This window comes from Pseudomonas furukawaii (assembly GCF_002355475.1).
GTDB lineage: Bacteria > Pseudomonadota > Gammaproteobacteria > Pseudomonadales > Pseudomonadaceae > Metapseudomonas > Metapseudomonas furukawaii.
This window is the reverse complement of sequence record NZ_AP014862.1, coordinates 4,456,675-4,482,935: the sequence shown is the minus strand read 5'-3', so window position 1 is coordinate 4,482,935 and position 26,261 is coordinate 4,456,675. Positions and strand designations below refer to the sequence as shown.

24 protein-coding genes and 1 pseudogene are annotated in these 26,261 nt (G+C 63.4%); 6 read left to right on the top strand and 19 right to left on the bottom strand.

From position 1 onward, the window contains the following. Positions 1 to 150: 150 nt before the first annotated feature. Both KF707C_RS20695 and KF707C_RS29365 read right to left on the bottom strand, forming a co-directional pair. The gene (locus KF707C_RS20695; RefSeq protein WP_096368051.1) at positions 151 to 648 is read right to left on the bottom strand and encodes a BRO-N domain-containing protein; all 498 of its coding nucleotides are present in this window, start codon (positions 646 to 648) and stop codon (positions 151 to 153) included. A gap of 366 nt (positions 649 to 1,014) precedes the next feature. Then, a complete protein-coding gene (locus tag KF707C_RS29365) occupies positions 1,015 to 1,182 on the bottom strand; it encodes a hypothetical protein (RefSeq protein WP_003447969.1) in 168 nt (55 codons plus the stop codon). Between the two features lie 11 nt (positions 1,183 to 1,193). Between KF707C_RS29365 and KF707C_RS20690 the strand changes: the two are divergent. Then, a pseudogene (locus KF707C_RS20690) lies at positions 1,194 to 1,604 on the top strand (GABA permease); the annotation flags it as partial. A gap of 630 nt (positions 1,605 to 2,234) precedes the next feature. Continuing rightward, positions 2,235 to 3,152, top strand: coding sequence for a DMT family transporter (locus KF707C_RS20685; protein ID WP_036992876.1), 918 nt, complete (start codon positions 2,235 to 2,237; stop codon positions 3,150 to 3,152). A 192-nt stretch (positions 3,153 to 3,344) separates the two neighbouring features. Here the strand turns inward: KF707C_RS20685 and KF707C_RS20680 are convergent, their stop codons facing one another. From KF707C_RS20680 to KF707C_RS20665, 4 genes are all read right to left on the bottom strand, one after another. Then, positions 3,345 to 3,575 (bottom strand): hypothetical protein, encoded by a 231-nt coding sequence (locus KF707C_RS20680; RefSeq protein WP_096368050.1) that lies wholly within the window; start codon positions 3,573 to 3,575, stop codon positions 3,345 to 3,347. Positions 3,576 to 3,680: 105 nt separating this feature from the next. Further along, positions 3,681 to 3,935, bottom strand: coding sequence for a glutaredoxin 3 (gene grxC / locus KF707C_RS20675; RefSeq protein WP_036994375.1), 255 nt, complete (start codon positions 3,933 to 3,935; stop codon positions 3,681 to 3,683). A gap of 13 nt (positions 3,936 to 3,948) precedes the next feature. Beyond that, complete coding sequence (locus tag KF707C_RS20670) at positions 3,949 to 4,467, bottom strand: carboxymuconolactone decarboxylase family protein (protein ID WP_036994378.1); 519 nt, start codon at positions 4,465 to 4,467, stop codon at positions 3,949 to 3,951. Between the two features lie 309 nt (positions 4,468 to 4,776). Next, the gene (locus tag KF707C_RS20665) at positions 4,777 to 5,655 is read right to left on the bottom strand and encodes a LysR family transcriptional regulator (RefSeq protein WP_003456817.1); all 879 of its coding nucleotides are present in this window, start codon (positions 5,653 to 5,655) and stop codon (positions 4,777 to 4,779) included. A 107-nt stretch (positions 5,656 to 5,762) separates the two neighbouring features. Here KF707C_RS20665 and KF707C_RS20660 point away from each other — a divergent pair, with 107 nt between their 5' ends. Next, positions 5,763 to 6,764 (top strand): zinc-dependent alcohol dehydrogenase family protein, encoded by a 1,002-nt coding sequence (locus tag KF707C_RS20660; RefSeq protein ID WP_003456819.1) that lies wholly within the window; start codon positions 5,763 to 5,765, stop codon positions 6,762 to 6,764. 501 nt (positions 6,765 to 7,265) lie between these two features. On the opposite strand, the gene KF707C_RS20655 is transcribed toward KF707C_RS20660, so the two are convergent. Next, positions 7,266 to 8,057 (bottom strand): response regulator transcription factor, encoded by a 792-nt coding sequence (locus tag KF707C_RS20655; protein ID WP_003456821.1) that lies wholly within the window; start codon positions 8,055 to 8,057, stop codon positions 7,266 to 7,268. A 125-nt stretch (positions 8,058 to 8,182) separates the two neighbouring features. On the opposite strand from KF707C_RS20655, the gene KF707C_RS20650 reads away from it, so the two are divergent. Further along, a complete protein-coding gene (locus tag KF707C_RS20650) occupies positions 8,183 to 9,007 on the top strand; it encodes a carbon-nitrogen hydrolase family protein (RefSeq protein WP_003456823.1) in 825 nt (274 codons plus the stop codon). A gap of 36 nt (positions 9,008 to 9,043) precedes the next feature. Further along, positions 9,044 to 10,141 (top strand): polyamine ABC transporter substrate-binding protein, encoded by a 1,098-nt coding sequence (locus tag KF707C_RS20645; RefSeq protein WP_003456825.1) that lies wholly within the window; start codon positions 9,044 to 9,046, stop codon positions 10,139 to 10,141. A gap of 192 nt (positions 10,142 to 10,333) precedes the next feature. On the opposite strand, the gene KF707C_RS20640 is transcribed toward KF707C_RS20645, so the two are convergent. From KF707C_RS20640 to KF707C_RS20590, 10 genes are all read right to left on the bottom strand, one after another. Beyond that, positions 10,334 to 11,077, bottom strand: coding sequence for a class I SAM-dependent DNA methyltransferase (locus KF707C_RS20640; protein WP_003456827.1), 744 nt, complete (start codon positions 11,075 to 11,077; stop codon positions 10,334 to 10,336). 358 nt (positions 11,078 to 11,435) lie between these two features. Continuing rightward, positions 11,436 to 12,515, bottom strand: a complete 1,080-nt coding sequence (locus tag KF707C_RS20635) for a tetratricopeptide repeat protein (protein WP_131679702.1) — start codon at positions 12,513 to 12,515, stop codon at positions 11,436 to 11,438. Positions 12,516 to 12,844: 329 nt separating this feature from the next. Continuing rightward, complete coding sequence (locus KF707C_RS20625; RefSeq protein ID WP_003456829.1) at positions 12,845 to 14,200, bottom strand: hemolysin family protein; 1,356 nt, start codon at positions 14,198 to 14,200, stop codon at positions 12,845 to 12,847. A 470-nt stretch (positions 14,201 to 14,670) separates the two neighbouring features. Further along, complete coding sequence (locus KF707C_RS20620) at positions 14,671 to 16,866, bottom strand: OsmC domain/YcaO domain-containing protein (RefSeq protein WP_003456833.1); 2,196 nt, start codon at positions 16,864 to 16,866, stop codon at positions 14,671 to 14,673. Between the two features lie 223 nt (positions 16,867 to 17,089). Next, entirely contained in the window at positions 17,090 to 17,872 is a 783-nt protein-coding gene (locus tag KF707C_RS20615; protein ID WP_231992350.1) for a substrate-binding periplasmic protein, read from the bottom strand. A gap of 110 nt (positions 17,873 to 17,982) precedes the next feature. Then, positions 17,983 to 18,645: an amino acid ABC transporter permease gene (locus KF707C_RS20610; RefSeq protein ID WP_003456836.1), complete on the bottom strand. Its 663-nt coding sequence runs from the start codon at positions 18,643 to 18,645 to the stop codon at positions 17,983 to 17,985. Continuing rightward, positions 18,642 to 19,283 carry an amino acid ABC transporter permease gene (locus tag KF707C_RS20605; protein ID WP_003456837.1) on the bottom strand — a complete coding sequence of 214 codons (642 nt, stop codon included), beginning with the start codon at positions 19,281 to 19,283 and terminating at the stop codon, positions 18,642 to 18,644. The genes KF707C_RS20610 and KF707C_RS20605 overlap by 4 nt, the downstream gene beginning before the upstream one ends. Beyond that, positions 19,280 to 20,086, bottom strand: coding sequence for an amino acid ABC transporter ATP-binding protein (locus KF707C_RS20600; protein ID WP_003456839.1), 807 nt, complete (start codon positions 20,084 to 20,086; stop codon positions 19,280 to 19,282). The genes KF707C_RS20605 and KF707C_RS20600 overlap by 4 nt, the downstream gene beginning before the upstream one ends. A 59-nt stretch (positions 20,087 to 20,145) precedes the next feature. Next, positions 20,146 to 21,453 (bottom strand): M24 family metallopeptidase, encoded by a 1,308-nt coding sequence (locus KF707C_RS20595; RefSeq protein ID WP_003456841.1) that lies wholly within the window; start codon positions 21,451 to 21,453, stop codon positions 20,146 to 20,148. 51 nt (positions 21,454 to 21,504) lie between these two features. Then, entirely contained in the window at positions 21,505 to 23,544 is a 2,040-nt protein-coding gene (locus KF707C_RS20590) for an NADH:flavin oxidoreductase (protein ID WP_003456843.1), read from the bottom strand. A gap of 124 nt (positions 23,545 to 23,668) precedes the next feature. On the opposite strand from KF707C_RS20590, the gene KF707C_RS20585 reads away from it, so the two are divergent. Then, on the top strand, positions 23,669 to 24,307 hold the full coding sequence (locus KF707C_RS20585) for a TetR/AcrR family transcriptional regulator (RefSeq protein WP_003456845.1): 639 nt from the start codon (positions 23,669 to 23,671) through the stop codon (positions 24,305 to 24,307). A 47-nt stretch (positions 24,308 to 24,354) separates the two neighbouring features. On the opposite strand, the gene KF707C_RS20580 is transcribed toward KF707C_RS20585, so the two are convergent. Together KF707C_RS20580 and KF707C_RS20575 are read right to left on the bottom strand one after the other, a co-directional pair. After that, positions 24,355 to 24,585, bottom strand: a complete 231-nt coding sequence (locus KF707C_RS20580; RefSeq protein ID WP_003456847.1) for a hypothetical protein — start codon at positions 24,583 to 24,585, stop codon at positions 24,355 to 24,357. Between the two features lie 384 nt (positions 24,586 to 24,969). Further along, entirely contained in the window at positions 24,970 to 26,229 is a 1,260-nt protein-coding gene (locus KF707C_RS20575) for an MFS transporter (protein WP_003456849.1), read from the bottom strand. Positions 26,230 to 26,261: the final 32 nt, after the last annotated feature.

Genomic DNA, 26,261 nt, shown 5'->3' with positions numbered 1-26,261 from the left:
TCGTGAGCCAGGAGTGGGGGAGTTCTCCTACCGTCTGTCTTGCAGAAGCGAGCTCAGTCCCTCCACCCCCGACAGACCCACCTTACGACATACAAGCGAGCTTGCTCGCGAAAACCCCGTCGCGTTCGCCGGCAAGCCGGCTCCTACGGCCTACGGCAGCCGTCGCCAGCTCGGCCCATGCCCCAGTGCCCGATCGTCGTTCGTCGCCATGAAGCGCGGCAGGTCGGGGCGGGCGATCCAGATTTCGCCTTGCCACTTCAGGGCGGCGATGCGCTGGTCGGCCCAGGTCATCAGCACGCGGCGCGGGCTGGCGGTTGGGGAGCGGTAGTAGTCGTGGAGGGTGGGGACGACTTCGTCGCTGATCCATTGGCTGAGGGCGCAATGCTCGGGGTGCCCGAAGCGGTAAAGGGCGCGGTAGAGGCCGGCTTCGTTCACCAGCTCCAGCTCTTCGCAGGTGCCGCTCTGGTGCTGGAGGACGGCGAAGCGGCGTTGGTGGGGGTAGATGCGCTTGGTGAGCCGGTAGGGGCGGGTGGCGGCGATCATCAGGGCGAAATCGAAGGCGACGAACCAGGGCTGGTTGTCGATCATCACGGCGCGCAGTTGATGGCAGTGGCGTTGGAAAACGATGGGGGTGTATGCGTCATGCATGGTGAAGCTCCAGTATGAGATTGAGGAGCTGCCACTAACGTCGTCAAACATTGGGGTGGCAGATCGCGCAGGGTTGACGAACCGGCATACTGGAACCGGCAGACCCGGGGGCCTCCCCACGCGATCTGCCATAGAGCACTGCAGTAAAAACTGCATGCGCGTCGATGCCTGCAAGAAACGTCCGCCGTTTCTCGCATGCACCTTGCGGCGCAATCGCGCCAATGTCTTTCGGGTCGCTACACCCGGCCACGGGATTGACCGTGACGGGCCGCAGCATAGGTAAGCGGGTAGGGCAGGGCAAGGGGCGGGACTTTTACGGGTGTCGGATTCCGTGCCGAGCAGCAGCGGGCGAAGGCATTGCGCTACTCAGTCGAGGAGTCTGCGTCCGCTGGTTGCGTCTACGGCTGCGTCCAGTTCGGCGCCGGCCAGGTATTGCGCATAGTGGTCCTTGAGCGCTTCTTCCCAGGCGGCGACCTCGTCGAGGATCTCCGCCGCTGCGTTTCTGGAGAGCGCAAAGTGCTGGTGGTGGCTCAACAGGTTGGGTGGCCCTTGGCACCGCCTCGCGCATGCTCTACTCCCTGAGCCGCCGTGGCGATGCCCCGGTGTGCGTCTAGGTCACCAACCGCAGCGGTACCCCGCTGATCGCCGTGCTGCTGTCCACAGGCGCCGCCTTCCTCACCGTCATCGCCATCTCCCAGCTGCGCCTGCGCAAGCGCCTCACGGCCGAAGGCAAGACCCTGGGCTACCGCATGTGGCTGTTCCCCTGGCTCACCTGGGGCGTGATCCTCTTCATCAGCGGCGTGCTGGTCCTCATGCTCTTCCGCCCGGACCACCGCATCGACGTGCTCTCCACACCGGCCCTGGCCATCGTCGTGGTCTGCTCCGGCCTGCTCATCACCCGCCGCCGCGCGCGGGAAGGGCAGGGTGCTGCGCTGGGGCAGGGGGCCAGTGGATAAGTCGCTGAGTCCGTTCGGTCGAATGAAAAAGACACGCCTTGGGGCGTGTCTTTTTGTTTTGGGGCGGCTGTTATCCAAGGAATGCCAGCGGCCAGAGGCAGCTATCCACTTCAGGCGGGTTTAACTCCAAAGTCGTCAGCCAAAACATGCAGTCGACTTTTACTTTCATTACTGTTTTTAGATGAATTGTCTGGTGCGGATGAATGAGGCTTTCCTAACACATATGACGTGTAATCCGGGGGCGAAAGAGTCATCCTTGTCTTGCGTTTATAGAAGGAGGTGATAACTATTAAGATGTCTATCAGTTATTGCCTTGCTTGGAGGGTTTAAATCTGGCAGTGGTCTGGATATGTGATGCTTCAAGCCTTGCGTCACCGTTGAGTCAGGAGTCGGTACGAAGTTGAGCTTTGTAGGAGTTGAGCTTCCAGCGATCACCATGATCTATGGGGTTGCCGCAGAACAGGGGTGAATCTATTGGATATCAGTACTCCACTCAAGGCATTGGCGTCAGCAGCGATTGTTTATTTGCGATTTCCCATGGGGCAACCATGGTTCGAGTTGGAGAAGGGTTCTCGGCTCAAGAAACGAGTGCCTGTATATCGGAAGGTCTTAAGGAATACGGAAATAATCATGCGGCATAAAACTTCAAGGGCACCAATAATTGCTTATCTCTGCCTTGCTCTGTCAATGTGTATGGTGGGTAGTAATATTGGTATCGGAAAGATAGTAGTGGCAGATCTCCCTGTATTTCTTTTCGCGGCACTGCGTTTCGCGATTGCGACGATCATTCTTTCCCCGGGAATGCTCAAGACGTCATTCCGCCAAGGTCTCAATAAGGCCAGTTGGGGTGGGCTGTTCATGCAATCCTTTTTCGGTTGCTTCTTGTTTAGTGTTTTTATGCTCTACGGCGTCATTTATACGTCGGCGACCAGTGCGGGGGTAATCACCAGTGCACTTCCTTCAATAATCGCGCTGCTGGCATGGATATGGATTCGTGAGCGGGTCGACAGCAGAGGAGCAATAGCTATTGTGTTTGCAGTACTGGGGATCGCTTTACTGAACCTGCAGGACGCAAGCGCTTCCGGAAAGAGCAGCATGCTGGGCAACGCATTGGTACTGGGCGCCGTTCTTGCTGAAGCAATCTTTGCTGTTTTCTCTCGCCGTCTGTCATTGACCGTACACCCTTGGAGCATGGCATTTGGTGTCAATCTTGTAGGTGCACTTCTATTCCTTCCCCTGGCCATACCCCAGGCGATTGCTTTTGACTGGAACGCTGCCGACGCTGAGATTTGGTATTGGGTGCTGCTTTACTCCATCACCGCGAGCGTACTGTCCTTCCTGCTGTGGTACAGAGGAATCTCTGAGGTTCCTGCCAATGTGGCGGGGCTGTTCACTGGTGTAATGCCGGTTAGTGCAGCCTTGATCGGTTTCTTTGTACTGGGTGAGTTACTGTCCGCAGGGCATTTGATCGGCATGCTCCTGGTCATTGCCTCAATCGTCTTCGGCGCTAAAGCGAAGACGGATCTGGCAGTAAAAAGACAGGCATAAGCAGAGCGTGACCGATTGACTCTTCATCTTTCATGGTCGTTCCTGGCTGATATCCGCACTCCAAACGTCTACCACCAAAAAAACGCCGCAGCTCCCTACGGCGTTTCTCTTCCTCTACAGCTTTAAGGCGACGACAACCCGACGCCTGCTCGCTCGCGAAAGCCCTCGCCGCGTTCGCCGGCAAGCCGGCTCCTACCGCCTCCAGCTCGGTCCGTGCCCCAGTGCCCGATCGTCGTTCGTCGCCATGAGGCGCGGCAGGTCGGGGCGGGCGATCCAGATTTCGCCTTGCCACTTCAGGGCGGCGATGCGCTGGTCGGCCCAGGTCATCAGCACGCGGCGCGGGCTGGCGGTTGGGGAGCGGTAGTGGTCGTGGAGGGTGGGGACGACTTCGTCGCTGATCCATTGGCGAAAAAGGGGACGCAACCATCAGCCGGTCTAGCGTCAAGACCCAAAGGACAGGCGTGGCCAGGAATCGATTCGAAAAAAGGGTGCTTCGGATGGGGTCACATTCCGAAGCACCGTTTCGCATCAGGAGTGAAGCAACGCATCGAGCCCGCCCTTGTGATCGAGACTCGCCAGATCATCAAAACCGCCGACATGCACCTCGCCAATGAATATCTGCGGGACGGTTCTGCGCTGGGATCGCTGCATCATTTCCGCCAGGTGCTGGGGCGATTCTTCAACGTTTATCTCGTATGGGGTGACGCCCTTGCTCGATAGCAGTCGCTTGGCGCTCACGCAGTAAGGGCAGCGCTGGGTGGTGTAGATAGTCACTTGGCTCATGGCGGTTACCCTCTCAATGTGACGATGGCGGGAAGTCGATATCGGTAGCGGCGATGTTGTTCAGGTAGTTGGTCAGGGTTAACAGCGTGACCTGTGCCACCACCTCCACGATCTTGCTGTAGGCAAGACCTGCCTCGCGCGCCGCAGCGATCTGTGCATCACTCAATCGGCCGCGGCTTTCGGTGATCTGATGCGCCAGCGCCGCGACCGCGCTGAGCGTGCCGGTACGGGCCTTGTGAATGGCCTCATCGTTCAATCCCGCCTTGGCGCCAAAGAAGCTGTGCGCGGCCAGGCAGTAGTCGCAACCGTTGATTTCCGAGGTCGCGAGGGCAACGACCTCACGCTCTGCGGCGCTCAGCGAGCCCTTACCCAGCGTCTGGGAGAGGCCCAGGTAACCATTCAATGCAGCCGGGGAGTGAGCCAGGGTCTTGAATGCATTGGGAATGAACCCGAGACCTTTTTGCACGCCTTCAAGAGCAGCACGCGAGCCAGCAGGGGCTTGGTCCAGGGAGAGAGCAGCGATACGGGTCATGGTGATTCTCCAGTAGGTTGATTGACCACTTGTTGAACAAGCTTGGAATCAATACTAGGGAGGCAGGCTTTGCTTTCGGATTCAGATCGTCGAACTTATGCAACAGATCGTCTAAATCTGAGCGCGCTCTGGGCCGGTTATCGACACAGCGCACTGGCAGCGCGCCCGCAGGAACCTCAGTTACCGGCGACGGAAGCGGATGAAGCCGAGTTGGTGTGTGCAACTGGACTTGCCGGACTTCATCATCGCGAGCCGACAGGCGTATCCGTTATGGCAATGAGCGCGGGCCTGCGCTTCGTCTGGGGAGACTTACAGGTGCTCCCGCAGAAAATCGATGAATGCCATCGTCCGGGCTGAACGTCGTCGCTCACGACTGAATACGGCGCTGACAGGCAGCGCCGTGGCCTGATAGTCGTCGAGCAGGGTACGCACGCGGCCCTGTTCGACATCCGCGGCGAACAGCCATTCTGGCGAAAGGGAGATGCCCAGGCCGTGCAGGACCATTTCGCGGATGGCCTCGCTGCTGTTGCTGGTGACGTTTCCCTTGATGGTCACATCGAGCGCTTCTGCCTCGCGGGTGAAGTGCCAGCTGTCGTAGTGCTCCAGCAAGGTGAACGCGATGCAGTTGTGGTCTGCCAGTTCAGCGGGCGCGCGCGGCAGGCCGTGCCGCTCCAGATAGGCGGGTGAGGCATACAGCCGCCGCGTGCTGTTGCCCAGAGACGCGGCCACCAGGCCTTCGCTCTTCACCACGCCGATCCGGATGGCCAGGTCAATGTTCTCCTTGAGCAGGTCTTCGTTGTGATCGCTCAGGCGCAGGTCGATCCGGATGTCGGGATGGCGCTGCAGAAAGGTTCCGATGAGGGGCGCAATGCACAGCCTGCCGTAACTGACCGGGGCGGCGACTCGCAGCGGCCCTGCGATCTGCTCCTGGCCGCTGGCGAAGCTGCGCGTGGCGGTTTCGAGTTGGCCGAGGATCTCCTGGCAGTGGTTGTAGAAGCCTTGACCCTGGTCGGTCAGCGCCAGGTGCCGGGTGCTGCGGGCGAACACCGGCCCGCCCAGATACTGCTCCAGGGCACGGACCTGCTTGCTCACCGCGGGCTGCCCGACGTTCAGTTCGCGCGCGACCGCAGAGAACGACCCTCGCTCCACGACGCGCACGAAGATGCGCATGCTGTCGAACAGATCCATCGCGATTAGGCCTCTTTGGGGAATAAGTAATATGCAAATTTAGTTTCTTATCGGAATGGTGAAGTGGGCGCAATCTGCAGGTGTCCACTTCATCGAGGTTCCAGACCATGAAACACCTGATGCTTGCCGCTATCGCCGAGTCCGCCCAGGCCCCGCTGGCCGTACGCCACATCGCTCGCCCCGTTCCCGGCAAGGGGCAGGTCCTGGTCCGGGTCCATGCCGCAGGGGTCAACCCGCTCGACACCAAGATCGCCACCGGCGCAGGGGCGCACGCCCGCCAGCCGCTGCCGGCGGTGCTCGGCCTGGACCTCGCCGGCACTGTCATCGAGCTGGGCGAGGCGGTTGAAGGGTTCGCGCCTGGTCAGGAGGTCTTCGGCATGGCCGGCGGTATCGGCGGCGCTCAGGGCACCATGGCCGAATACATCGCCGTGGACGCCCGGCTGATCGCGTCCAAGCCGCACACCCTCGGCATGCGCGAGGCCGCCGCCCTGCCTCTGGTATTCATCACCGCCTGGGAAGGCTTGGTGGACCGCGCCAATGTCCGCCCGGGGCAGCGTGTGCTGATTCACGGCGGCGCGGGCGGTGTCGGCCAGGTAGCGGTGCAGTTGGCCAAGGCGCGCGGTGCCGAGGTTTACGCCACCGGTTCGGCGGCGAGTCTCGACTTCATTCGCTCGCTGGGGGCGACGGCGATCGACTACCAGGCGCAGAGCGTGGAGGCCTATGTCGAACAGCACACGGCTGGGGAAGGTTTCGACATCGTCTACGACACGGTCGGAGGCAGCACGCTGGATGCGTCGTTTCAGGCCGTGAAGCCTTATACCGGGCACGTTCTGAGCTGCCTGGGCTGGGGTCAGCACAGCCTCGCGCCGCTATCCTTCAGAAGCGCCACCTACTCGGGCGTCTTCACCCTGACGCCGTTGCTCACCGGCAAGGGGCGTGAGCATCACGGGGCTATCCTGCGCGAGGCGGCTGCACTGGCAAATGCCGGGCAACTGACGATCCGCGTAGATGAGCGGCCCTTTGAACTGGATGAGGTCAACGAGGCATTTCGCCAGGTCGCGGAAGGTCGCGGCAAGGGCAAGACGGTGATCCAGTTGGTGGGTGAATAGTCCCCGGTACTTCTTTCAGTCGGCGCAGATGGCCAGAAGCGGCCGCTCCTGATCGATCCCGGCCATTCCATACCCCCAAAAACGCCGCAGCGCCCTGCGGCGTTTCTCTTCCTCCAGCGCTTCAGGGCAACGACAAGCCGGCCCTGGTCGCTCGCGAAAGCCCCCGCCGCGTTCGCCGGCAAGCCGGCTCCTACCGCCTGCGGTCGTCATTCGCCGCCATGAAGCGCGGCAGGGCCGGGCGGCGGCGATCATCGGGGCGAAGTCGAAGGCGACGAACCAGGGCTGGCTGTCTGCGTCGCTGAACGAAAGAGGGCGGATCACCTGGGGTCAGCGAACAGGAGACATTGGACTCCGGCAGGCCCGGGGGCCTCCCCACGCGATCTGCCATGGAGCATTGCAGTAAGAACTGCATGGGCGTCGAGGTCTTTCGGGTCGCTACACCCGGCCAGGGGATTGACCGTGACGGGCCGCAGCGCAGGTAAACGGGGAGTGCGCGTGCTTTCAGGGCGTGCTCTGAGCCTTCATGAACAGGGCGAACAACTCCGACTGAGACTTGATATTGAGCTTGCCGTAGAGGTGCCTGCGGTGGACTTTCACCGTTTCGGCGGAGATGTCCAGCTTGCGCGCGACTTCCTTGTTGGAGCAGCCGGCCAGCATCAGGCGGACGACGTCCACTTCTCGCAGGGTCAGGGCTGTGCCCAAACGCTGCATCACCCTGTCCACCCCGCCGTCCTCAGGGGGGCTTCCAGTCGACGTCTGCTCATCGGGCTCTGGCTCGAAGGACATGCGCTTGCGCATCAGCGCGGTTACCCAGGGACGGATCAGCTCCAGCAGGGTGATCTGTTCAGGGGTAAAGCGGCGCTCGCTGCCCAACGACAGGCAAAGGGTGCTTTCCGCATCCAGCTGGACGTTGAACTGCACCTCGTCAGCAACCACGTTGTGGGTGAAGTACAGCCGGTAGTAATCGGTTTGCTCGAAGCATTCGGGGGCTACATCCGCCAGACGCACCAGGCCGCTGCCCTGGTGCTCGCGACTGGCGATGTAGAAGGGGTCGAGCAAGTACAGACCCCTGAGGTAATCGTGATGCAACGGGTCGCTGCCTCCACCCTCGAATGGGCTCTCGGCAAAGACTCGTGGGCGCCCGTTGCCGAACAGCAGGGCGACCCAGCTATCGGCGGGTACGTAGTCATGCAGCAGCCGGCTCAAGGCCAGCCAGAAGTCTGGCTGGTCGAGGCGCTCGATCAGGTGGCCGACGGCTCGATGCCAGGCCAGGTCCTGCAGTGTCAGCCCCATCTCGATTACTCCCGGGGTTAGCTAATCGGGGTGATATGAAATTCGGCGTTAAAACACATACTTACATCGCCCCTCCGGAAAATCATGAAGTTTCCGGAGCCCACGTACAACAACAAGGTTTGCCCATGAAGCTCGAACTCGTACAGATGGCCGGACGCGACGGCGATACCGCCTACAACCTGCAACGCACGCTGGACGCCATCGCCGCCTGCTCGTCCGATACCGACATCGTGGTGTTCCCCGAATCGTTGATCACCGGTTTTCCCAACCCGCAGAACATTGCCCGCCTGGCAGAGCCGCTGGCCGGCCCTAGCCTGGACGCCATCCAGCAAGCGGCACGCGAGCACGATCTGGCGGTGGTGTGCGGGCTGACCGAGAACGATCAAGGCCGCTACTACAACACCAGCGTATTGGTGACGCCGGACGGTATCGCGTTGAGCTACCGCAAGACGCACCTGTGGGTAGGGGAGGGCGAGGCGGTGCTGCCGGGGGATCGTTTCTCCACGGTGGAGTGGCGGGGTGTGCGCATAGGTCTGTTGATCTGCTACGACTGCGAGTTCCCCGAGACCGCGCGCGCCCTGGCGGAACTGGGTGCCGAACTGCTGCTGATCACCGATGGCAACATGGAGCCCTACGGCCATGTTCACCGCACGGCGGTGGCTGCCCGTGCCCAGGAGAACCAGGTGTTCGCCGTGATGGTGAACCGTGTCGGACAGGGCGACCACGGCCTGACCTTCGCGGGGGGCAGTATGGTGGCCAACCCCTTCGGCCGCGTGCTGTTCGAAGCCGGTACTGAAGAGTGCCGCCATGGCCTATGCCTGGATATGACCGGCATTGCCGCCGCCCGCGCGCTGTACGACTACCACACCGATCGCCGCCTCAACCTGCCCGGCGAACGCATCAACCATGCCGATGGTCGCCGCGAACTGCTGGTACCCGAAGGCCGCTGATCCCGCCTCCGAATAACAATGACTCAAGGAGCCACCATGCAGTGCAAGCCTTTGCTCAACCTCGGTCTGGTCGGCCTGCTCGCCATTGCGGGCAGCGCGCAAGCGGATATGCCCAGCGTGCACCTGTACAACTGGTCCGACTTTATCGCCCCGGAAACACTCAAGGAGTTTCAGCAGGAAAACGCCATCCTCCCGGTGCTCGACGTGTTCGATGACGCCGAGGTGATGGAAAGCAAACTCATGGCCGGGCGCAGCGGCTATGACGTGGTTGTGGTGCCGGATGACCTGCTGCCGAACTTCGCCCGAGCCGGCTTGCTGCAAGAGCTGGATCGCTCGAAACTCCCCAACTGGTCTCACCTGGCTCCGGAAGTCATGGCCAAGCTGGAGGCGAACGATCCGGGAAATCGCTACGCCATTCCTTACATGTGGGGCACCACCGGGATTGGCTATAACGTCGACAAGGTGCGCGAACTGCTTGGCGAGAACGCCCCGGTCGATTCCTGGGATCTGATCTTCAAGCAGGAGAACATCGCCAAGCTCAGCCAATGCGGCGTGGCCATGCTCGATGCGCCGGTTGAGATCCTCCCCATCGCCCTGCACTACCTGGGCCTGCCCGCGAACAGCCAGAACCCGGACGACTACAAGCAGGCCGAGGCCTTGATGAAGGAGATCCGCCCCTACATCCGCTACTTCAATTCCGCGAAGTTCACCACCGAAATCGCCAATGGCGACATTTGTGCCGTGGTGGGCTGGGGCGGATCGGTCTACAGCGCGAAGCTCAACGCCGAGAACGCGAACAATGGCGTCAAGCTGGCCTACAGCATTCCGCGAGAGGGGGCTCCCATGTGGATCAACACCCTGGTAGCGCTCAAGAGTGCGCCCAATCCCCAGCCGGCCTATGCCTTCCTTGACTACATGCTGCGCCCGGAAACCATTGCCAAGAACTCCAACTATCTTGGCTACCCCAATGGCAACCGCGACGCCACTGCGTTGGTCGACGAACGACTGCGCAATGACCCCATGCTTTATCCGCCCAAGTCCGTCATGGACAACCTGTTCCCCCTGAAGACCCTGCCGCTGAAGCTGGAACGTGTACGCACGCGCACCTGGAGCAGGATCAAGAACGGCACCTGAGGACCACCTTGGCCTCGTACGCAGGTCGCGACCCGCCGTTCGAGGCCGGCTTCGTTCACCGGTTGCAGTGCTTCGCAGGTGCCGCTCTTCAGTTCAAGCCGCGCCGATTGGGATCAGGCTCTGGAGTGTGTTCCCTCCAAGGATGGCGCCCCTTCCTTAAGTTGGGGCGTCTCGCCGCAAGGTGCCTTTCCCTCAGCGCTTCACACAGACGAACAGCGCATTCCCGCTTTTGCCGGCCCAGGGCGTGATGCGTTCGTAGTCGTGCTCGAACACCTGCACCTCGAAACGGGGCTCCAGCAGGGTCTGCAAGTCGGCGAAGCCGAGGGCGACCATGCTGTGTTCGTCCTGCCAGTTTTCGGTCACGCCTGCGGTGGTCTTCTCGATGCTGAGGCGCAGGGCCTGGCGGTCGCCTTCGCCGCTGTAGTACCAGCCGGAACCGAAGGTGAAGTGGCTGCCCAGGTGATCCGCGCTGTGGCGCACGAAGGAGCGATTGTCGATCTGGTGCTTGTCGACGCTGTTGAAGCAGAACACGCCGTTTTCGGCGAGTGCGTCGTGGACGCGGCCGAGGCAGGCTGCGAGAGGCTCCAGGCCGGCGTTGTAGTGGAGGGAGTAGAGGAAGCAGGTGATCAGGTCCTGCGGTTCGTCCACCTGGAAGCTCGCCATGTCCTGGCAGCTGAAGCGGGCTTCGGGGCAGCGCTGCTGGGCGAGGTCGAGCATGGGCTGGTTGATGTCGAGGCCGGCGCTGAGGTAGCCGAAGTCGAGGAAGTGGCGCACGTGGGGGCCGGTGCCGCAGGCCAGGTCCAGGTGGCGGCGCCCGTCGTTACCGAAGAGCTGGTGCAGCCGACGCACGCTGTGGCTTTGCGCCTGGTAGTCGATGTCGGCGCACATCAGGTCGTAGTAGGAGGAGAGGTCGGTATACAGCGCGTTGGAGGACATAGGCGGCCAGCGGGTGGGCGTAGATTTCGGTGCGGCATGGTAGCTCAGCTGCGGGCGATTCTTGCGGGAAAGAGACGAGATTCACGCCAGGTTGCCTGGCGAAGGGGGAGCCGTGCGCACCAGGAGCCTTTGGCGTTAACCCGACAGGGGCTGTGTTCTACATGTGCCAGCGCACATTCTGATTTACATCTACGGCTAGGTTACGGACTACGCAAACCGATGGCTTGCCGGGTATGGCAGGCGTGCAGTGTCGAATGATCGCGGACGACATTCCGGCGATGGCGCTGCTTCCACTCAATAGGCCGAAAATAATGATGCAGAGTTGTAGGGGCTTCCTGGCGGTCATTTAAGGCGCTCCTTACTCTAACGGGATACGTCGGATTTCATTGAAGTCACCGAGATCGACTTCAGTGCCGTCTATGGTGTTGTCGTAGATGGCTTTCATTGTTTTGAAAAGAAGTGGGTCTGACGATGCTTTCGCATGATCAATGGCCAGTTTCATTGTTAGCTCGGACTTCTCTTTATGGCCTTGTATGAAGTAAATCTGGCCTAATTCCATGGTGTACTCAGCCTTCATTTTATTGATCATCTCGGAGTTCCAGACTCTTTGCGTGCTTTCATTGTTGAGTAGCGACAGTGCCCTCTCGTAGCCTGTCACCGCCTGCGCATATCGCCCCAAGGAGAAGTCAACCGCTGCAATTTGGCCATGACGCAGCGGTGATACATCAGTAAGCCCCTCGAACTCATCGGCTGTTTGCAAGAGATGCCTGGCATCGTTAAGACGGTCGACATCGTTTCCCTCAGTACCAAGGCGCAGTTTCACGATGGCCAGCTTCTCGTGGACAGCCCCGGCCCACCCGCTATTCCAGAGCGTCTGGCTCAGCTCGTTGTCCGCAAGCAATGAGGTGAATAGCTGCTCTGCCTCAAGATCCTGGCCGCTACGAAGGTAACTGGTGCCCAACATATTCATGAACTGGGCATCACGAGGTTTGACCTCAAGCGCTCTCTTGAGCAAGTCAATGGCTGATCTCTCATCCAACTGGATCTCGGATAGGCAGCCTGCGGTGATGAAAACCATTTCCTCCCATGCGTGGCTTGCTGTGTGAGGTCGGTGGAGAAGGTTGTTCCTGAACTCTTCGAGTCTTGGCTGGGCTTGTGTGCAACCAATCTTCCAGCCTTCATTCTGGATGGTGTTGGCAAGTTCGAGTACTTCATGCTGGTTATCGATCAGGGGTTCGGAGGCGGCCTCTTTGTGTTTTTTAGAATCTGGCTTTCCGCTTGTTTGCTCTGCTGTGGAGGTTTCTGGATGTTGGTTTACATGGGGGCCTGGTAGAGGCTCAGATACTGAGTCGCTCGGGGTGTGATCGCGCAAGTTGTATGGAAGGGAGCCGAAGGCGAGTATTGAGGCAATGGCCGCAAAGGTGGTTCTTGATTTCATGTGAGGCTCATTCTCAGTGTGTCAGGAAGAGCGTTGCATAGGACGTTCTCACTGCCGGAAGTCTGCGTGATAAAGCCGGAGTTCTGGTGCATTAGGGCTTTTCGAGACAACAGGGCAGCGCTTATCTATGCCTTTGACTTTGGGTGGCGGGAAAGTGGAGGTGGACTGAAAAGACCGAGGAAAATGCTGAGTCGGTCGGTAACTTGGGCAGCCCGAAGATGCGCAGTTCGGTGTGGCCGAGATGCCCCGTTGGCGAGGCATCTATTGGAGGGTGGATAGGGCGGTAGTAGCGCGCCAGGCCCTGGCGCCGTTCGCGTGGGGGGAGCGGGTCAGCGGTGCTGGCTGGTGTCGCGGTTCTCGCTGTCGTTCCAGGGGAGGGCACCGTCGGCCTCGCCGGAATCGGGCAGGTCGATGGGGCTGGCGAGTACCTTGTCGATGCGCTTGCCGTCCATGTCGACGACCTCGAACGACCAGCCGCTCCATTCCACCCGGTCGCTGGTGGCGGGCACACGGCCGAGCAGCAGCATGAACATGCCGGAGACGGTGTGGTAGCGGCCCTTGTCTTCTTCCGGCACGGTCTTGAGGCCGAGGCGGTCTTTCATTTCCGGGATGGGGATGGCGCCGTCGAGCAGCCAGGAGCCGTCGTGGCGTTGCACGGCCCAGGCGTCTTCGGCGTTGTTGGGGGTGAATTCGCCGGTCACCGCTTCCAGTACGTCCTGCAGGGTGACGATGCCTTCCAGCTCGCCGTATTCGTCGATGACGAAGGCCATCTGCATGCCGCTGGCGCGGAACTGTTCGAGCAGTTCCATGCCGGTGAGGGTTTCCGGCACGAACACGCAGGGGTGGAGCTGTTCGGTGAAATCGGGCGCCTCGCCCTTGGCCAGGCGGGCGAAGGCCTGTTTGGCATGGATGACGCCGAGCAGATTGTCCAGGCCGCCGTCGCAGACCGGGAAGCGCGAGTGCTCGGATTCGATCATCGCCTGGACGTTTTCTTCCGGGGTCTTGCGGATATCCACAACCACGAGGTCGGAGCGCGGGATCATCAGGGAGCCGAGCTGGCGGTCGTCCAGACGGAAGACGTTGCGCACCATTTCATGCTGGTGCTGCTCGATGACGCCCGCTTCCGAGCCTTCTTCGAGCATGGCGTGGATCTCTTCCTCGGTGACGCCGGAGCTGGCGGACTGGCGCACGCCCAGGATGCGCAGGATGGTGTGGGTCGACCAGGACAGGAGCACGACGAAGGGGCGGGTCAGGAAGGAGAGGGTGACCATCGGCCGGGCCACCAGGCGGGCGATGGTTTCGGGATTGAGCTGGCCGATGCGCTTGGGCACCAGTTCGCCGATGACGATGGAGACGTAGGTGATGACGATGACCACGCCGGCGGTGGCACCGATGCTGGCGGTGGTGGCGGGCACGCCGAGGGTCTGCAGCCAGTTGGCCAGCGGGGCGGCGAGCACGGCCTCGCCGACGATGCCGTTGAGGATGCCGATGGAGGTGATGCCGATCTGGATGGTGGAGAGGAACTGGGTCGGATCCTCGCCCAGCTTCAGGGCCACCGAGGCGGAGGAGTCGCCTTCGGCCGCCAGCTTCATCAGGCGCGCCTTTCTGGCGGCCACCAGCGCGATCTCGGACATGGCGAACAGGCCATTCAGCACGATCAGCAATGCCAACGCGAAAAATTCCACTCTCTTGTCTCCTGCGTGCGTTCTCGGCGCACGGCTCGTTCAGCTCTTCGTTTCGCTCGGGCGACACGCCCGTTCGGTGAGGTAAGCCCTTCGTTGTGCCAGGGTGGCGACGGCCGGGGCGGGTCAGCGTTTCAGGCCTATAGGCGGCCCCTTGCCGTGGAGGGCGGCGACGCGCAGGGCGGCCTTAGGGCAGGACGAAACGGTGCCGTGCAAGGAGACGAGCCTGCCTGGGCGACGGCGGGATGATGAACGGGAGGGTGGCCGGGGACGGCGCGACTGGGAGGTTCCGATGCGTTGGACATGCAAAAAGGTTTGGGTCCGTGGGAACCAAATGATAACCACGGCTGTCGCGGCGGCGACAAGGCATTCTTTGCAAGCTGTGTCGTGATGGGAAGGCCTGGACGAGTGCCTTGGGGGCGGGCAATGGGGGCGCGCGGCGCCCCCTGCGGACGGTGCGTTGGTCGAAGGACTCAGCCCGCCACGCTGGCCCGTGCGGCGTGGAGTTTCTTGTAGCTGTCGATCAGCCGCAGGTGGCGGTCCAGGCCTTCCAGTTTCATGCTCGTCGGGGTGAGGCCGTGGAAGCGCACGCTGCCGTCCACGGAGCCCAGCACCGCGTCCATGCGCGGGTTGCCGAACATGCGGCGGAAGTTGGCTTCGTAGTCGGCCAGTTCCATCTCGTCGTCCAGCACCACCTCCAGCACCACGTTCAGGGCCTGGTAGAAGAGGCCACGGTCGACGGTGTTGTCGTTGTACTGGAGGAAGGTTTCCACCAGTTCCTTGGTGTCCTCGAAGCGTTGCAGGGCGAGGTAGATGAGCAGCTTGAGCTCGAGGATGGTCAGTTGGCCCCAGACGGTGCTTTCCTCGAACTCGACGCCGATCAGGGTGGTGATGTCGGTGTAGTCGTCCAGCTCGCTCTCTTCCAGGCGCGCCACCAGGGCTTCGAGGGCGTCGTCGTCCAGGCGGTGCAGGTTGAGGATGTCTTCGCGGAAGAAGAGCGCCTTGTTGGTGTTGTCCCAGATGAGGTCGTCCACGGGGTAGATCTCGGAGTAGCCCGGCACCAGGATGCGGCAGGCGGTGGCGCCCAGGTGCTCGTACACGGCCATGTAGACCTCCTTGCCCATGGCTTCGAGGATGCCGAAGAGGGTGGCGGCTTCCTCGGCGTTGGCGTTCTCGCCCTCGGCGGAGAAGTCCCACTCGACGAACTCGTAGTCGGCCCTGGCGCTGAAGAAGCGCCAGGAGACCACGCCGCTGGAGTCGATGAAGTGCTCGACGAAATTGTTCGGCTCGGTCACCGCCTGGCTTTCGAAGGTGGGTGCCGGCAGGTCGTTCAGGCCTTCGAAGCTGCGGCCTTGCAGCAGTTCGGTGAGGCTGCGCTCCAGGGCCACTTCGAAGCTCGGGTGGGCGCCGAAGGAGGCGAAGACGCCGCCGGTGCGCGGGTTCATCAGGGTGACGCACATGACCGGGTATTCACCGCCCAGGGAGGCGTCCTTCACCAGTACCGGGAAGCCCTGCTCCTCCAGCCCCTGGATGCCGGCGAGGATGGCCGGGTACTTCGCCAGCACCTCCTGGGGCACGTCCGGCAGGGCGATTTCGCCTTCGAGGATTTCACGCTTGACCGCGCGCTCGAAGATTTCCGACAGGCACTGCACCTGGGCTTCGGCCAGGGTGTTGCCGGCGCTCATGCCGTTGCTGAGGTAGAGGTTCTCGATGAGGTTGGAGGGGAAGTAGACCACCTCGCCATCGGACTGGCGCACGAAGGGCAGGGAGCAGATGCCGCGCTCGATGTTGCCGGAGTTGGTGTCATGGAGGTGCGAGCCGTGCAGTTCGCCATCGGGGTTGTAGATGGCCAGGCAGTACTCGTCGAGGATTTCCTTGGGCAGGGCGTCGCGGCGGCCGGGCTTGAACCAGCGTTCGTCCGGGTAGTGGACGAAGGGCGCGTTGGCGATGTCCTCGCCCCAGTATTGGTCGTTGTAGAAGAAGTTGCAGTTCAGGCGCTCGATGAACTCGCCCAGGGCTGAGGCCAGCGCCGCTTCCTTGGTGGCGCCCTTGCCGTTGGTGAAGCACATGGGCGACTGGGCGTCGCGGATATGCAGCGACCAGACGTTGGGCACGATGTTGCGCCAGGAGGCGATCTCGATCTTCATGCCGAGCCGGGCGAGGATGCCCGACATGTTGGCGATGGTGTCTTCCAGCGGCAGGTCCTTGCCGAGGATGCAGGTGCGGGCGCCGGCGGCGGCTTCCGGCATCAGCAGCGCCTGGGCGTCGGCGTCCAGGTTCTCCACTTCCTCGATGATGAACTCGGGGCCGGTCTGCACCACCTTCTTCACGGTGCAGCGGTCGATGGAGCGGAGGATGCCCTGGCGGTCCTTGGCGGAAATGTCGGCCGGCAGCTCGACCTGGATCTTGAAGATCTGGTTGTAGCGGTTTTCCGGGTCGACGATGTTGTTCTGCGAGAGGCGGATGTTCTCGGTGGGGATGTCGCGGGTCTGGCAATACAGCTTGACGAAGTAAGCCGCACACAGCGCCGACGAGGCCAGGAAGTAGTCGAACGGACCCGGCGCCGAGCCATCGCCCTTGTAGCGGATGGGCTGGTCGGCCACGACGGTGAAGTCGTCGAACTTGGCTTCAAGTCGCAGGTTGTCGAGAAAGTTGACCTTGATTTCCATGGGGGATTACCGCGTACGCAAGACGAAATGGCCGGCATTATCCGGCTTTTCGGCCGGATGTCTTGCACTGACCGGACGGACGCGGTGATTTCCGCCGATCCGCGCCATGCGCGTAGTAGCGAGCTTGCTCGCGAAAGGGTTCGCACGATTCGCTGTAGGAGCGAGCTTGCTCGCGAACCCATCCCCGCCATTCGCCGGCAAGCCGGCTCCTACGAGACGGGCGCTATTCGATCATGCGCGGCGGACCCACGTCGGCCGCGCTGCGGTCGAGGCCGAAGGAGACGAGGATGTCGGCGATTTCCCCCGCCTCGTGCATGGCCTGGATATTGGCATTGAGCGCGGCTTCCAGCGCTGCGTTGGTCCTGGTGAAGGGGAAGCCGGTCTGTCCCGGCTGGAGCGTGGCCCGAATGCGTGGGTCGGGCTCGGATACCTTGATGACCTTGCCCTTGTACGCCCCCTTCCGCTGGGAGGCGATGCCCACGGCGAAGCTGTCGGCGCCGACCTCGATCCGCCTGGAGGCCAGGTCCTGGGCCATGGCCACAGGGTTGGGGTAGAGCACCAGGTTGTCGCCGAAGGCTTTCTTCAGGTCATCCACCCAGAGGTAGCCCTGCACGGTGCCGATGCGCTTGCCGTCCAGCTGGGCGATCTGCGAGTAACCCTCGGCGGAAATGATGCCCATCTTGTCCAGGTACAGCGGGGCGGATAGCCCCAGCGCCTTGCTGCGTTCGGTCGTGCGGTACCAGTCGCCGATGCCGACGTCGGCCCGCCCGGAGATGACCGACTGGATGACCGCCGCCGGGTCGAGCACGGTGACCTTGAGCGTCAGGCATTCCCGGGCCGCGATGCGGGTGATGATCTCGCCGTCGACGCCGCCCAGGCGATGGCCGGGGCCCGGGATGGAGTAGGGCGGGAAGACCCAGGCCGCGACGGTGAGGACCCCGGGGCTGAGGGTGTCGAATGCGTGTTTCGGGGTGCAGTCCGCCCGGGCCAGGGAGGTGCTGGCCATGGCGGCGAGCAGAAGCGCCGAGTGGAGGATGGCGATGAGTGAGCGGTTCATGTCTTCACCTCTTCTTGTTGACGGCTGGAGCGGGGGTGGCAGGGACCCGGGCGAGGGCATCAGCCCCGCCCGCCGGGCGCCAGTCTCTCTTCCAGTGCCGCCACGCCCAGGGTCGCGGGGGCGCAGACGGCGGCGTACATCAGGCCGGCGAGGGTCAGCACGGGCATGTACTCGAAGGTGGATGAGCCGATGGCCGAGGCGCGGCTGACGATTTCCGGCAGGGCGATGGTGAAACACAGGGACGAGGCCTGGAACATCATGATGGAGAAGCCCAGCAGGGGCGGCAGCGCCACCCGCAGGGCTTGGGGAAGGATCACGAAGCGCAGGGCGTCGAGGCGGCCGAGGCCGATGGCTTCGGCGGCTTCGGCCTGCCCCCGGGCCACGGCCTCCAGGCCGCCCCGGATGATCTCGCTGGTGTAGGCGGCGGTGCAGTAGGCCATGGCCAGCGCCGCCGCCCAGAATGAGGTCAGGGTCAGGTTCACCGAGGGCAGGCCGAAGTAGAGGTACTGCAGGAGGATGAGCACCGGCGCGCCGCGCCCCAGTTCGACGATGGCCAGCGCGGGGTAGCGGAGCAGTCGGCTCGGCGCGGACACCCCGAGCGCCAGCACCAGTCCCAGGACGATGCCCAGGCCCAGGCTGGCGACGGTGACCTGCATGGACAGCACGAAGCCCGTCCAGAGTTCCGGCAGCCAGGCGGCCCAGAGCGTGAGCAGTTCGGTCATGGGGCGATCCTCCGTTTCAGCGTGGCGGACAGCCAGCGGGAAAAAAGCGCCGCTGGCGCGCTGAGGGCCAGATAGAGCAGCGCCGCCGCGCTGTAGACCTCCAGCCCCTGGAAGCTGCGCTGGGACTCCTGGTAGGCCTGGAAGCTGATCTCGCCGACGCCCAGGGTCGAGGCGATGGCGGAATCCTTGAGCAGGCCGATGGCATAGGTGGCCGAGGCGGGGATGGCGATGCGCACCAGTTGCGGCAGCACCACGTCGAAGAAGCGTTGGGGAGCCGTCAGGGCGAGGGCGTTGGCGGCCTCGTGCTGGCCGGCGGGGATCGCCGCGAAGGCGCCGCGATAGACCTCGGACAGGTGTGCGCCGGTGATCAGGCCCAGGCCCAGCACCGCCGCCGCGAACGGGGAGAGGTCGATGTAGCCGCCGCCGATGCCGAAGAAGATGAAGAACAGCCAGACGATGGGCGGGATGGATCGCAGGGTCAGCACCAGCAGGGCCGCCAGGACCCGGCAGGGGGCGAAGCCGGACAGGCGCAGCGCGCAGAGCGGGAAGCCGAGGACCGCGCCCATCGCGAAAGCGCAGAGGGTGACGGCGAGGGTCCAGGGTACGCCGTGCAGCAGGGTCAGGAGGAGGTCGGTCATGTGCGGTTCCACACGGCCCGGAGGAAGCGGATCACCCGCTCGTTTTCCGGCTCTCGCATGACCTTCAGGCTGGGCCCCTGTTCGATGATGCGGCCGTCCGCCATGACCACCACCCGGTCGGACACCGTTTCGGCGAAGTGCATTTCATGGGTCACGACGATCATCGACATGCCGTCACGGGCCAGCTCCTTCATCACCGCCAGCACTTCCAGGCCGAGCTCGGGGTCCAGGGCCGAGGTGGGCTCGTCGAACAGCATCAGCTCAGGTTCCAGCGCCAGGGCCCGGGCGATGGCGATGCGCTGCTGCTGGCCGCCGGAGCAGCGCGTCGGGTACTGCCCGGCCTTGTCGGCGAGCCCGACGCGCTCCAGCAGCTGGAGGGAGCGAGCGTCCGCCTCCTTCGGGCTGCGGCCCAGGGTGCGGACCTGGGCCAGGCTGACGTTGCCCAGCACCGTGAGGTGGGGAAAGAGGTTGAACGACTGGAACACCATGCCGACGCGACGGCGCAGTTTCAGCAGGGCGCTCCTGGGCAGCGGTCGCCCGGCTTCGATGCTCAGGTCGCCGATGCTCACCCGGCCCCGGGTCGGCGGCTCCAGCTGGTTGATGCAGCGCAGCAGGGTGCTCTTGCCCGATCCGCTGGGACCGATGATGGCCACCACCTCGCCTTTGCTCATCTCGAAGGACAGGTCATGCAGCACGGCGTAGGGGCCGAAATCCTTGTGGATGGATTCCAGGCGCAGCAGCGGTTCGGCAGTGGGTGTACGGCCTGGTGTCGGGAGGGCGGTGTTGGCGGTCAGGCTGTTCATTGTTGTTGATCTCCGGGCCGGGCAGGCGTGCCGCCTGCGTACCAGTGGCAACCGCTTGGCTATCGGTCGAGGTCGAGCAATGGGGTGTGTGAGAGCTTGACCGCTCCCCGGGCCGTGATCAGGACCTGTTCCTCCAGCTTCACGCCTTGGTGGCCGCCCTGTTCGCCGATGTAGCTTTCCACCGAAACGACCATGTTTTCCTGGAACAGCCCGTCGTAGCCCCATTCGGCGAAGTCCACGGCGTAGGCCACGCTGGGGTACTCGTCCACCAGCCCGACGCCGTGCAGCATCATCATGTAGCGGTTGTGCTCGTAGCGTTCGGGCACCGGCCAGCAGCGTTCGGCGAACTCGCGAAAGGACAGGCCAGGGCGCAGCAGGTCGAGGTTGTGGGTGATCTGCTGCGCGGCGATTTCCAGCAGGTCGCGCTGGACGGCGGTCGCCGCCTTGCCGGGGCAGATGAAGCTGCGGGAGATGTCCGAGAGGTAGCCACCGGGGCCGACCATGTCGGTGTCGAAGCAGACCATTTCGCCGGCTTCGATGACCCTGTCCGAGGCGTCCTGGAACCAGGGATTGGTGCGAGGGCCGGAGCTCAGCAGGCGGCTCTCCGCCCATTCCCCGCCCTGGGCGACGTTGGTGCCGTGGAGGATGCTCCACAGTTGGTTCTCGGTGATGCCGGGAACCAGACTGGCGCGCATCCGGGCGATGGCGAGGTCGCAGACGTCCATGGACACGCGGTGGCTGGCGATCTCCTCGGCGGACTTGATCAGGCGTGCCTGCTCCATCAGGGGTTGGGCATCGAACAGTTGCAGGCCCTTGCGGACCAGCCGCTCGGCGCCCCAGGGGTCGCAGCGATCCACGGCAAGTCGCCGGTTGCCGGCACCCTGGCGCCTGACCAGTTCGGCTACCTCCCGGGCCCAGCGCTCGGCCTTTTCCTGCACGCGCGGGCCGGCGAGGAAGTACAGCCAGGGGGTGGCCGGACGGATTTCGTCCAGGGTTTCGATGTGCTCGCTGTTGTGCCGGCTGCTGCTGAAGTCGAAGAGCACCACCGGGCCGTCCGTGGCGATGAAGACGTAGCGGCTGGGGGAGTGCATCACCCAGAGTCCGAGGTTGTTGGTGTCGGTGGCGTAGCGGATGTTGATGGGGTCGGCGAGCAGGATGCCGGCGTAGTCGTGCTCGCGCAGTTGCTGGCGGATGCGCTCCAGCCGGTAGCGTCGCAGCGCCTTGCGGTCGATGGCAGCGTGGGCTTCGAGCAGCGCCGCGTCGACGGGGGCCATGCGGTGGGCGGTGACTTCGGCGTCATCGCGAAAGCGCAGGCTGTGTTCGTGGGGAGCATCGTTCAGCCAGGTGGGCAGGGGATTCCTTTGCATGGGACAACCTCCACGGAGAACGTCGGGGCACGGCGGTGGACGAATGCGCGGCTAGAGGTCCTTGACCAGCCGCAGGGCGTCGTAGATCGCCGCATGGGTGTTGCGCGATGACACCGCATCGCCGATCCGGAACAGCTGGAAGTGCCCGTCCGGGTTGGTCTTCACCTGCTGCGGCCGCCCCAGGATCAGGTCCTGGTACTCCACCGCGCCCTGGTTGGTGGACAGGGGCTGGAGCTCCACGTACAGCTCGTCCAGGGGCCGGGTGCCGTGGTTGACGACGATCTGGTCGAAGTGGCGGGTCTTCTCGAGATCGCTGTAGTCGGTGCCGAGGGTGGCGAGCAGCAGGTCCCCGTCCCGGTCGACGGCCTTGAGCCGATAGGTGACGGTGAAGGTGGTGTCGAGCCGCTGCAGCGAGCGCATGTAGGGCACCAGGTTCATGCCCATCACCTCCGGGGCGAAGGCGCGGTCCGGGGTCATGATCTCCACCCGGGCGCCGCTCCGGGCGATGAGTTCGGCGGCCTGCAGGCCCGCGTGGTCGCCGGCGTCGTCATAGACCAGGACGTTGCGCCCGGGCCTCGCATCGCCGGAGAGGATGTCCCAGCTCGACACCACCCACTGATTGCCGCGCGCCAGCACCTCGGTATGGGGCAAACCGCCGGTGGCGACTATGACCACGTCGGCCCCCTCCTCGCGGATGGCAGCGGCATCGGCCCAGAGGTTGAAGTGGAACCTGACGCCCAGCCTGGCGCATTCGGCCATGCGCCAGTCGATGATGCTGATCATCTCCTTGCGGCGCTCGGAGCGCGCCGTCAGGCGGACCTGCCCGCCGGGCTTGTCGGCCGCCTCGAACACCACCACCTCGTGCCCGCGCTCGCCCGCCACACGGGCCGCCTCCAGGCCTCCGGGGCCGGCGCCGACGATGACCACCTTGCGCCTGGCGGGGGCCCTGGGCACGTCATGGGGCATGGTGGTTTCGCGGCCGGTCGCGGCGTTGTGGATGCAGTAGGCGGCGCCGGCGTTGTAGATGCGGTCCAGGCAATAGTTGGCGCCCACGCAGGGGCGGATCTGCTCCTCGCGGCCTTCGATGATCTTGCGCACGAGATGGGGGTCGGTCATGTGCGCGCGGGTCATCCCGACCATGTCCACCCGCCCCGAGGCGATGGCGTGGCGGGCGGTGGCGACGTCGGGAATCTTGGCGGCGTGGAAGGTGGGAAAGCCGGTGAGCGAGCGGATTTCCCCGGCGAAATCCAGGTGCGGCGCGTTGCGCATGCCCTGTACCGGGATCACGTCGGTCAGGCCGGCATCGGTGGCGATGTTGCCGCGAATCACGTTGAGGAAGTCGATCATGCCGCTGTCTTTCAGCAGCCTGGAGATCTCCAGGCCTTCTTCCTTCCGCAGGCCGCCCTGCAAGGCCTCGTCGGCGGTGTAGCGGATGCCGACGATGAAATCCGTGCCGACGCGCTGGCGGATGGCCCTGAGCACGTCGAAGGTGAAGCGCAGGCGATTCTGCAACGAGCCGCCGTAGGGGCCGTCGAGTTCGTTGGTCAGGGGCGACCAGAACTGGTCCATCAGGTGGCCGTAGGCTTGCAGTTCGATCCCGTCCATCCCCGCGGCCTGCATGCGCTCGGCGGCATCGGCGTAATCGCGGATGATCCGCTCGATGTCCCAGCTCTCCAATCGCTTGGGGAAGGCTCGGTGGGCGGGCTCGCGATTGTGGGACGGCGACACCACCGGCAGCCAGTCGCCCTTGTCCCAGCGTGTGCGCCGGCCCAGGTGGGTGAGCTGGATCATCACCGCCGCGCCATGCTCATGGCATTCGTCGGTGAGGTCCTTGAGCCAGCCGACCACTTCGTCCTTGTACGCAAGAATGTTGTTGAAAACCGGCGGACTATCCCGGGAAATAGCGGCCGAGCCGGCGGTCATGGTCATGGCGACCCCGGCCTTGGCCCGTTCGACGTGGTAGGCCCGGTAGAGCTGCTTCGGCATTCCCTCCTCGGGATAGGCCGGCTCGTGGGACGTGGTGATGATGCGGTTGCGAAGTGTCAGGTGCTTCAGGCGATAGGGCTGCAGGAGCGGATCGTTATTGTTCATATCGGTCTCGCAGACAGGTCATCAGGCGAACTGACCATAGGTCGCTGTGTACACTAGTGTCAAGTTAGTGGTCTTTTGTGTACATGGACGGCGGGAAACCAATCGGATGTCAGGAAACGCGTGAATGAAAACAACGACGAATGGCCAGGAAGCGGCAGGACGCGGCTCCCCGGAGGGCTGGCTCAACGCGGCCTACGAGAGCCTGACGGAGTCAGGGGTGGATGCGGTGAAGGTCCTGCCGCTGGCCAAGAAGCTGAATCTTTCCCGGACCAGCTTCTACTGGTTCTTCGAGGATCGGGAAGCGTTGCTGGAGGCGCTGATCGAGCGCTGGAGGCACAAGAACACCCGGAACCTGGTGGAGCGGACCCAGGCCTACGCCGAGTCCATCACCGAGGCGATCCTGAATGTCTTCGACTGCTGGCTGGACAGCGCGCTGTTCGACTCCCAGTTCGAGTTCGCCATGCGCAGCTGGGCGCTGCAGTCCGAAGACGTGGCCGAGGAGATCAATAAGGCCGATGCGCAACGGGTCGAGGCCCTGACGCGGATGTTCGCGCGCTTCGGCTTCGAGCACGACGCGGCCTACACCCGCGCCCGTTCCATCTACCTGACGCAGATCGGCTACATCAGCATGAAGACCCGGGAACCCCTGGAGGAGCGCCTGAAGTACATCCCCGAGTATTTGCGGATCTTCACCGGGGTCGAGCCCCAGACCCGCGAGCTGGAGCGTTTCTACAGTCGTCATGGGGTTGCCGGGGCTTCTTGATACGGCGTGTGCCCGTCCCTGGTCGGCGTAAAGGTCGCTTGGTCGACTCAGCTCCCCACGCCCGATTGCCAGAACAGCGAGAGAGGGACGGCCAGCAGCTGTTCATCGAAAGGCACCACCTGTTCGCCGGTGTAGAAGACGATGCCGCGCTTGAACTGCCGCGGCGTCGTTTCACGCAGATGACGCAGGCCGTTGAAGTCCTTGCTGGAGAGCGTGGTCGATGCCTTCACTTCGATCCCGACCAACTCGCCACGCCGGCTTTCCAGGATGAAGTCCACTGGCCAGGGTGCTCTTGCCTGTCTGGCGCGCGCCGTTGATCAGCAGCACCGGCGTGTCGTTCAGGGCGTTCAGGGCCAGGGGGCGGATGCAGCGAGGATACGTGGTGTAAATTCGTCCACGTAATGGATGAATTTCCACTATGACTCTGGACGATTTTCCATCTCTATCGGGTGCGCGACAGGCTAGGTCATCGTGCGCGCACTGCGTCCAGGACACCGGAGCCCGCGTGCGTGCCGCCGGTAGCCTGGATGAAATCCGGGGACAAGGCGGAGCCTCGCTCCCGGACTGCATCCCGCTACCGGATAACGGCCTTGCAGCGCTATCCGCAGGGTGCGCACTGCGCACCGCTACAGCGCGCCCGTGCGGGATCCCAGGCCGCCCGATCAGGCCAGCGATTCGCCCGTCGGGGCGGCGACGCGGCAGTTCACCGAGCGATGCAGCAGGCTGGAGACCAGGAAGCCGATCACGGCCAGCACGCTCATCAGGGTGAAGACGTAGGTGTAGCCCTGTTCGCCCGGATACTGGTCGAGCAGCGCGCCGTAGATGATGTAGGCGAACATGCCGGGCGCGTAGCCGATCAGGCAGCCGATGCCGAACGCCGAGCCGCTGATGCGCGAGGGGATGCCGACTTCGCTCATGGGTGCCCAGAACACGCCACGCATGGTGAACACCACCAGGGCGAAGGACAGGGTGGCGGCCATGCCGGCATAGATGAAGCTCTCGCCGTGGGGGATGGCGAGGATCACGCCCATCAGCGGCAGCAGTGCCAGGAAGGCCCACTTCAGGTAACGGCTCGGGCTCTTCACGGCCTTGTCGGCGATGAAGCCGCCGGCGGGGCCGCCGAGGACCTTGAGGAAGTACTGGTTGATGATGCCGTAGGCGCCCACCAGGGCCACCGGCAGCTGGTACATGTCCTTCAGGTAGGGGATGAAGTAGGTCAGGCCGCAGTAGACGATGTAGACCATGAAGACGTTCAGGCTCACCAGCCAGATGCCGGGCATGCGCACGGCTTCCATCAGGCCGGCCAGGCCCATCGGTTCGCGGTTGCCGCTTGCCTGGGGCGCGTTGCGCAGCAGGAACAGGGTCAGCAGGCCGACGCCGATGTCGATGCAGGAGTAGAACAGGATGGCGGCCTTGAGCCCGGCGGCACCCGAGCCCAGGGCGACGAAGACGCCGAGGGCGGAGAAGGCCACCAGGGTGTCCACCACGCCACGGCCGCCTTCCAGGAAGCCGAACATGCGCCCCTGTTCACCGTTGTCACCGAGGTTGCGGATGGCCTTGAGCAGGGAGGGCCAGAAGATGCAGTCGGCGCACACGGCCAGCAGGGCGAAGACGATGAGGAGCTGGCTGAAGCCGGGGAAGCTGGCCAGGTACAGGCCCAGGGCGCCGGTGCCTATCAGTCCCAGGGGAATCAGTTTGCGGGTTTCGAAGCGGTCGGCCAGGAAGCCGCCCAGCACGAACAGCGCGGTGGCGATGATGGCGTTGGCGCTGAGCAGGGTGCCGATTTCGGTGTGGGTCAGCCCCATGTGCTCCTGCATCGGGATGTAGAAGGCGTCCTTGAGGTTGGCCAGTTTGTAGATGGTCCCGCCGCCGAGGACGAGGACCAGGAAACGGAGCCATTTGGCTTTAGCCTGTGCTGTCATTGTTGTTCTCCACAGTTTCCGGAGTTGTCGGG

What these genes read in the sequence shown, in the direction of transcription:
- KF707C_RS20635 (WP_131679702.1), bottom strand. Translation starts at nt 12,515, where the DNA reads ATGAAATCAAGAACCACCTTTGCGGCCATTGCCTCAATACTCGCCTTC.
- KF707C_RS20600 (WP_003456839.1), bottom strand. Translation starts at nt 20,086, where the DNA reads ATGAACAGCCTGACCGCCAACACCGCCCTCCCGACACCAGGCCGTACA.
- KF707C_RS20585 (WP_003456845.1), top strand. Translation starts at nt 23,669, where the DNA reads ATGAAAACAACGACGAATGGCCAGGAAGCGGCAGGACGCGGCTCCCCG.
- KF707C_RS20695 (WP_096368051.1), bottom strand. Translation starts at nt 648, where the DNA reads ATGCATGACGCATACACCCCCATCGTTTTCCAACGCCACTGCCATCAA.
- KF707C_RS20610 (WP_003456836.1), bottom strand. Translation starts at nt 18,645, where the DNA reads ATGACCGAACTGCTCACGCTCTGGGCCGCCTGGCTGCCGGAACTCTGG.
- grxC (WP_036994375.1), bottom strand. Translation starts at nt 3,935, where the DNA reads ATGAGCCAAGTGACTATCTACACCACCCAGCGCTGCCCTTACTGCGTG.
- KF707C_RS20620 (WP_003456833.1), bottom strand. Translation starts at nt 16,866, where the DNA reads ATGGAAATCAAGGTCAACTTTCTCGACAACCTGCGACTTGAAGCCAAG.
- KF707C_RS20595 (WP_003456841.1), bottom strand. Translation starts at nt 21,453, where the DNA reads ATGCAAAGGAATCCCCTGCCCACCTGGCTGAACGATGCTCCCCACGAA.
- KF707C_RS20665 (WP_003456817.1), bottom strand. Translation starts at nt 5,655, where the DNA reads ATGGATCTGTTCGACAGCATGCGCATCTTCGTGCGCGTCGTGGAGCGA.
- KF707C_RS20645 (WP_003456825.1), top strand. Translation starts at nt 9,044, where the DNA reads ATGCAGTGCAAGCCTTTGCTCAACCTCGGTCTGGTCGGCCTGCTCGCC.
- KF707C_RS20650 (WP_003456823.1), top strand. Translation starts at nt 8,183, where the DNA reads ATGAAGCTCGAACTCGTACAGATGGCCGGACGCGACGGCGATACCGCC.
- KF707C_RS20685 (WP_036992876.1), top strand. Translation starts at nt 2,235, where the DNA reads ATGCGGCATAAAACTTCAAGGGCACCAATAATTGCTTATCTCTGCCTT.
- KF707C_RS20655 (WP_003456821.1), bottom strand. Translation starts at nt 8,057, where the DNA reads ATGGGGCTGACACTGCAGGACCTGGCCTGGCATCGAGCCGTCGGCCAC.
- KF707C_RS20660 (WP_003456819.1), top strand. Translation starts at nt 5,763, where the DNA reads ATGAAACACCTGATGCTTGCCGCTATCGCCGAGTCCGCCCAGGCCCCG.
- KF707C_RS20605 (WP_003456837.1), bottom strand. Translation starts at nt 19,283, where the DNA reads ATGACCGACCTCCTCCTGACCCTGCTGCACGGCGTACCCTGGACCCTC.
- KF707C_RS20670 (WP_036994378.1), bottom strand. Translation starts at nt 4,467, where the DNA reads ATGACCCGTATCGCTGCTCTCTCCCTGGACCAAGCCCCTGCTGGCTCG.
- KF707C_RS20590 (WP_003456843.1), bottom strand. Translation starts at nt 23,544, where the DNA reads ATGAACAATAACGATCCGCTCCTGCAGCCCTATCGCCTGAAGCACCTG.
- KF707C_RS20640 (WP_003456827.1), bottom strand. Translation starts at nt 11,077, where the DNA reads ATGTCCTCCAACGCGCTGTATACCGACCTCTCCTCCTACTACGACCTG.
- KF707C_RS20615 (WP_231992350.1), bottom strand. Translation starts at nt 17,872, where the DNA reads ATGGCCAGCACCTCCCTGGCCCGGGCGGACTGCACCCCGAAACACGCA.
- KF707C_RS20575 (WP_003456849.1), bottom strand. Translation starts at nt 26,229, where the DNA reads ATGACAGCACAGGCTAAAGCCAAATGGCTCCGTTTCCTGGTCCTCGTC.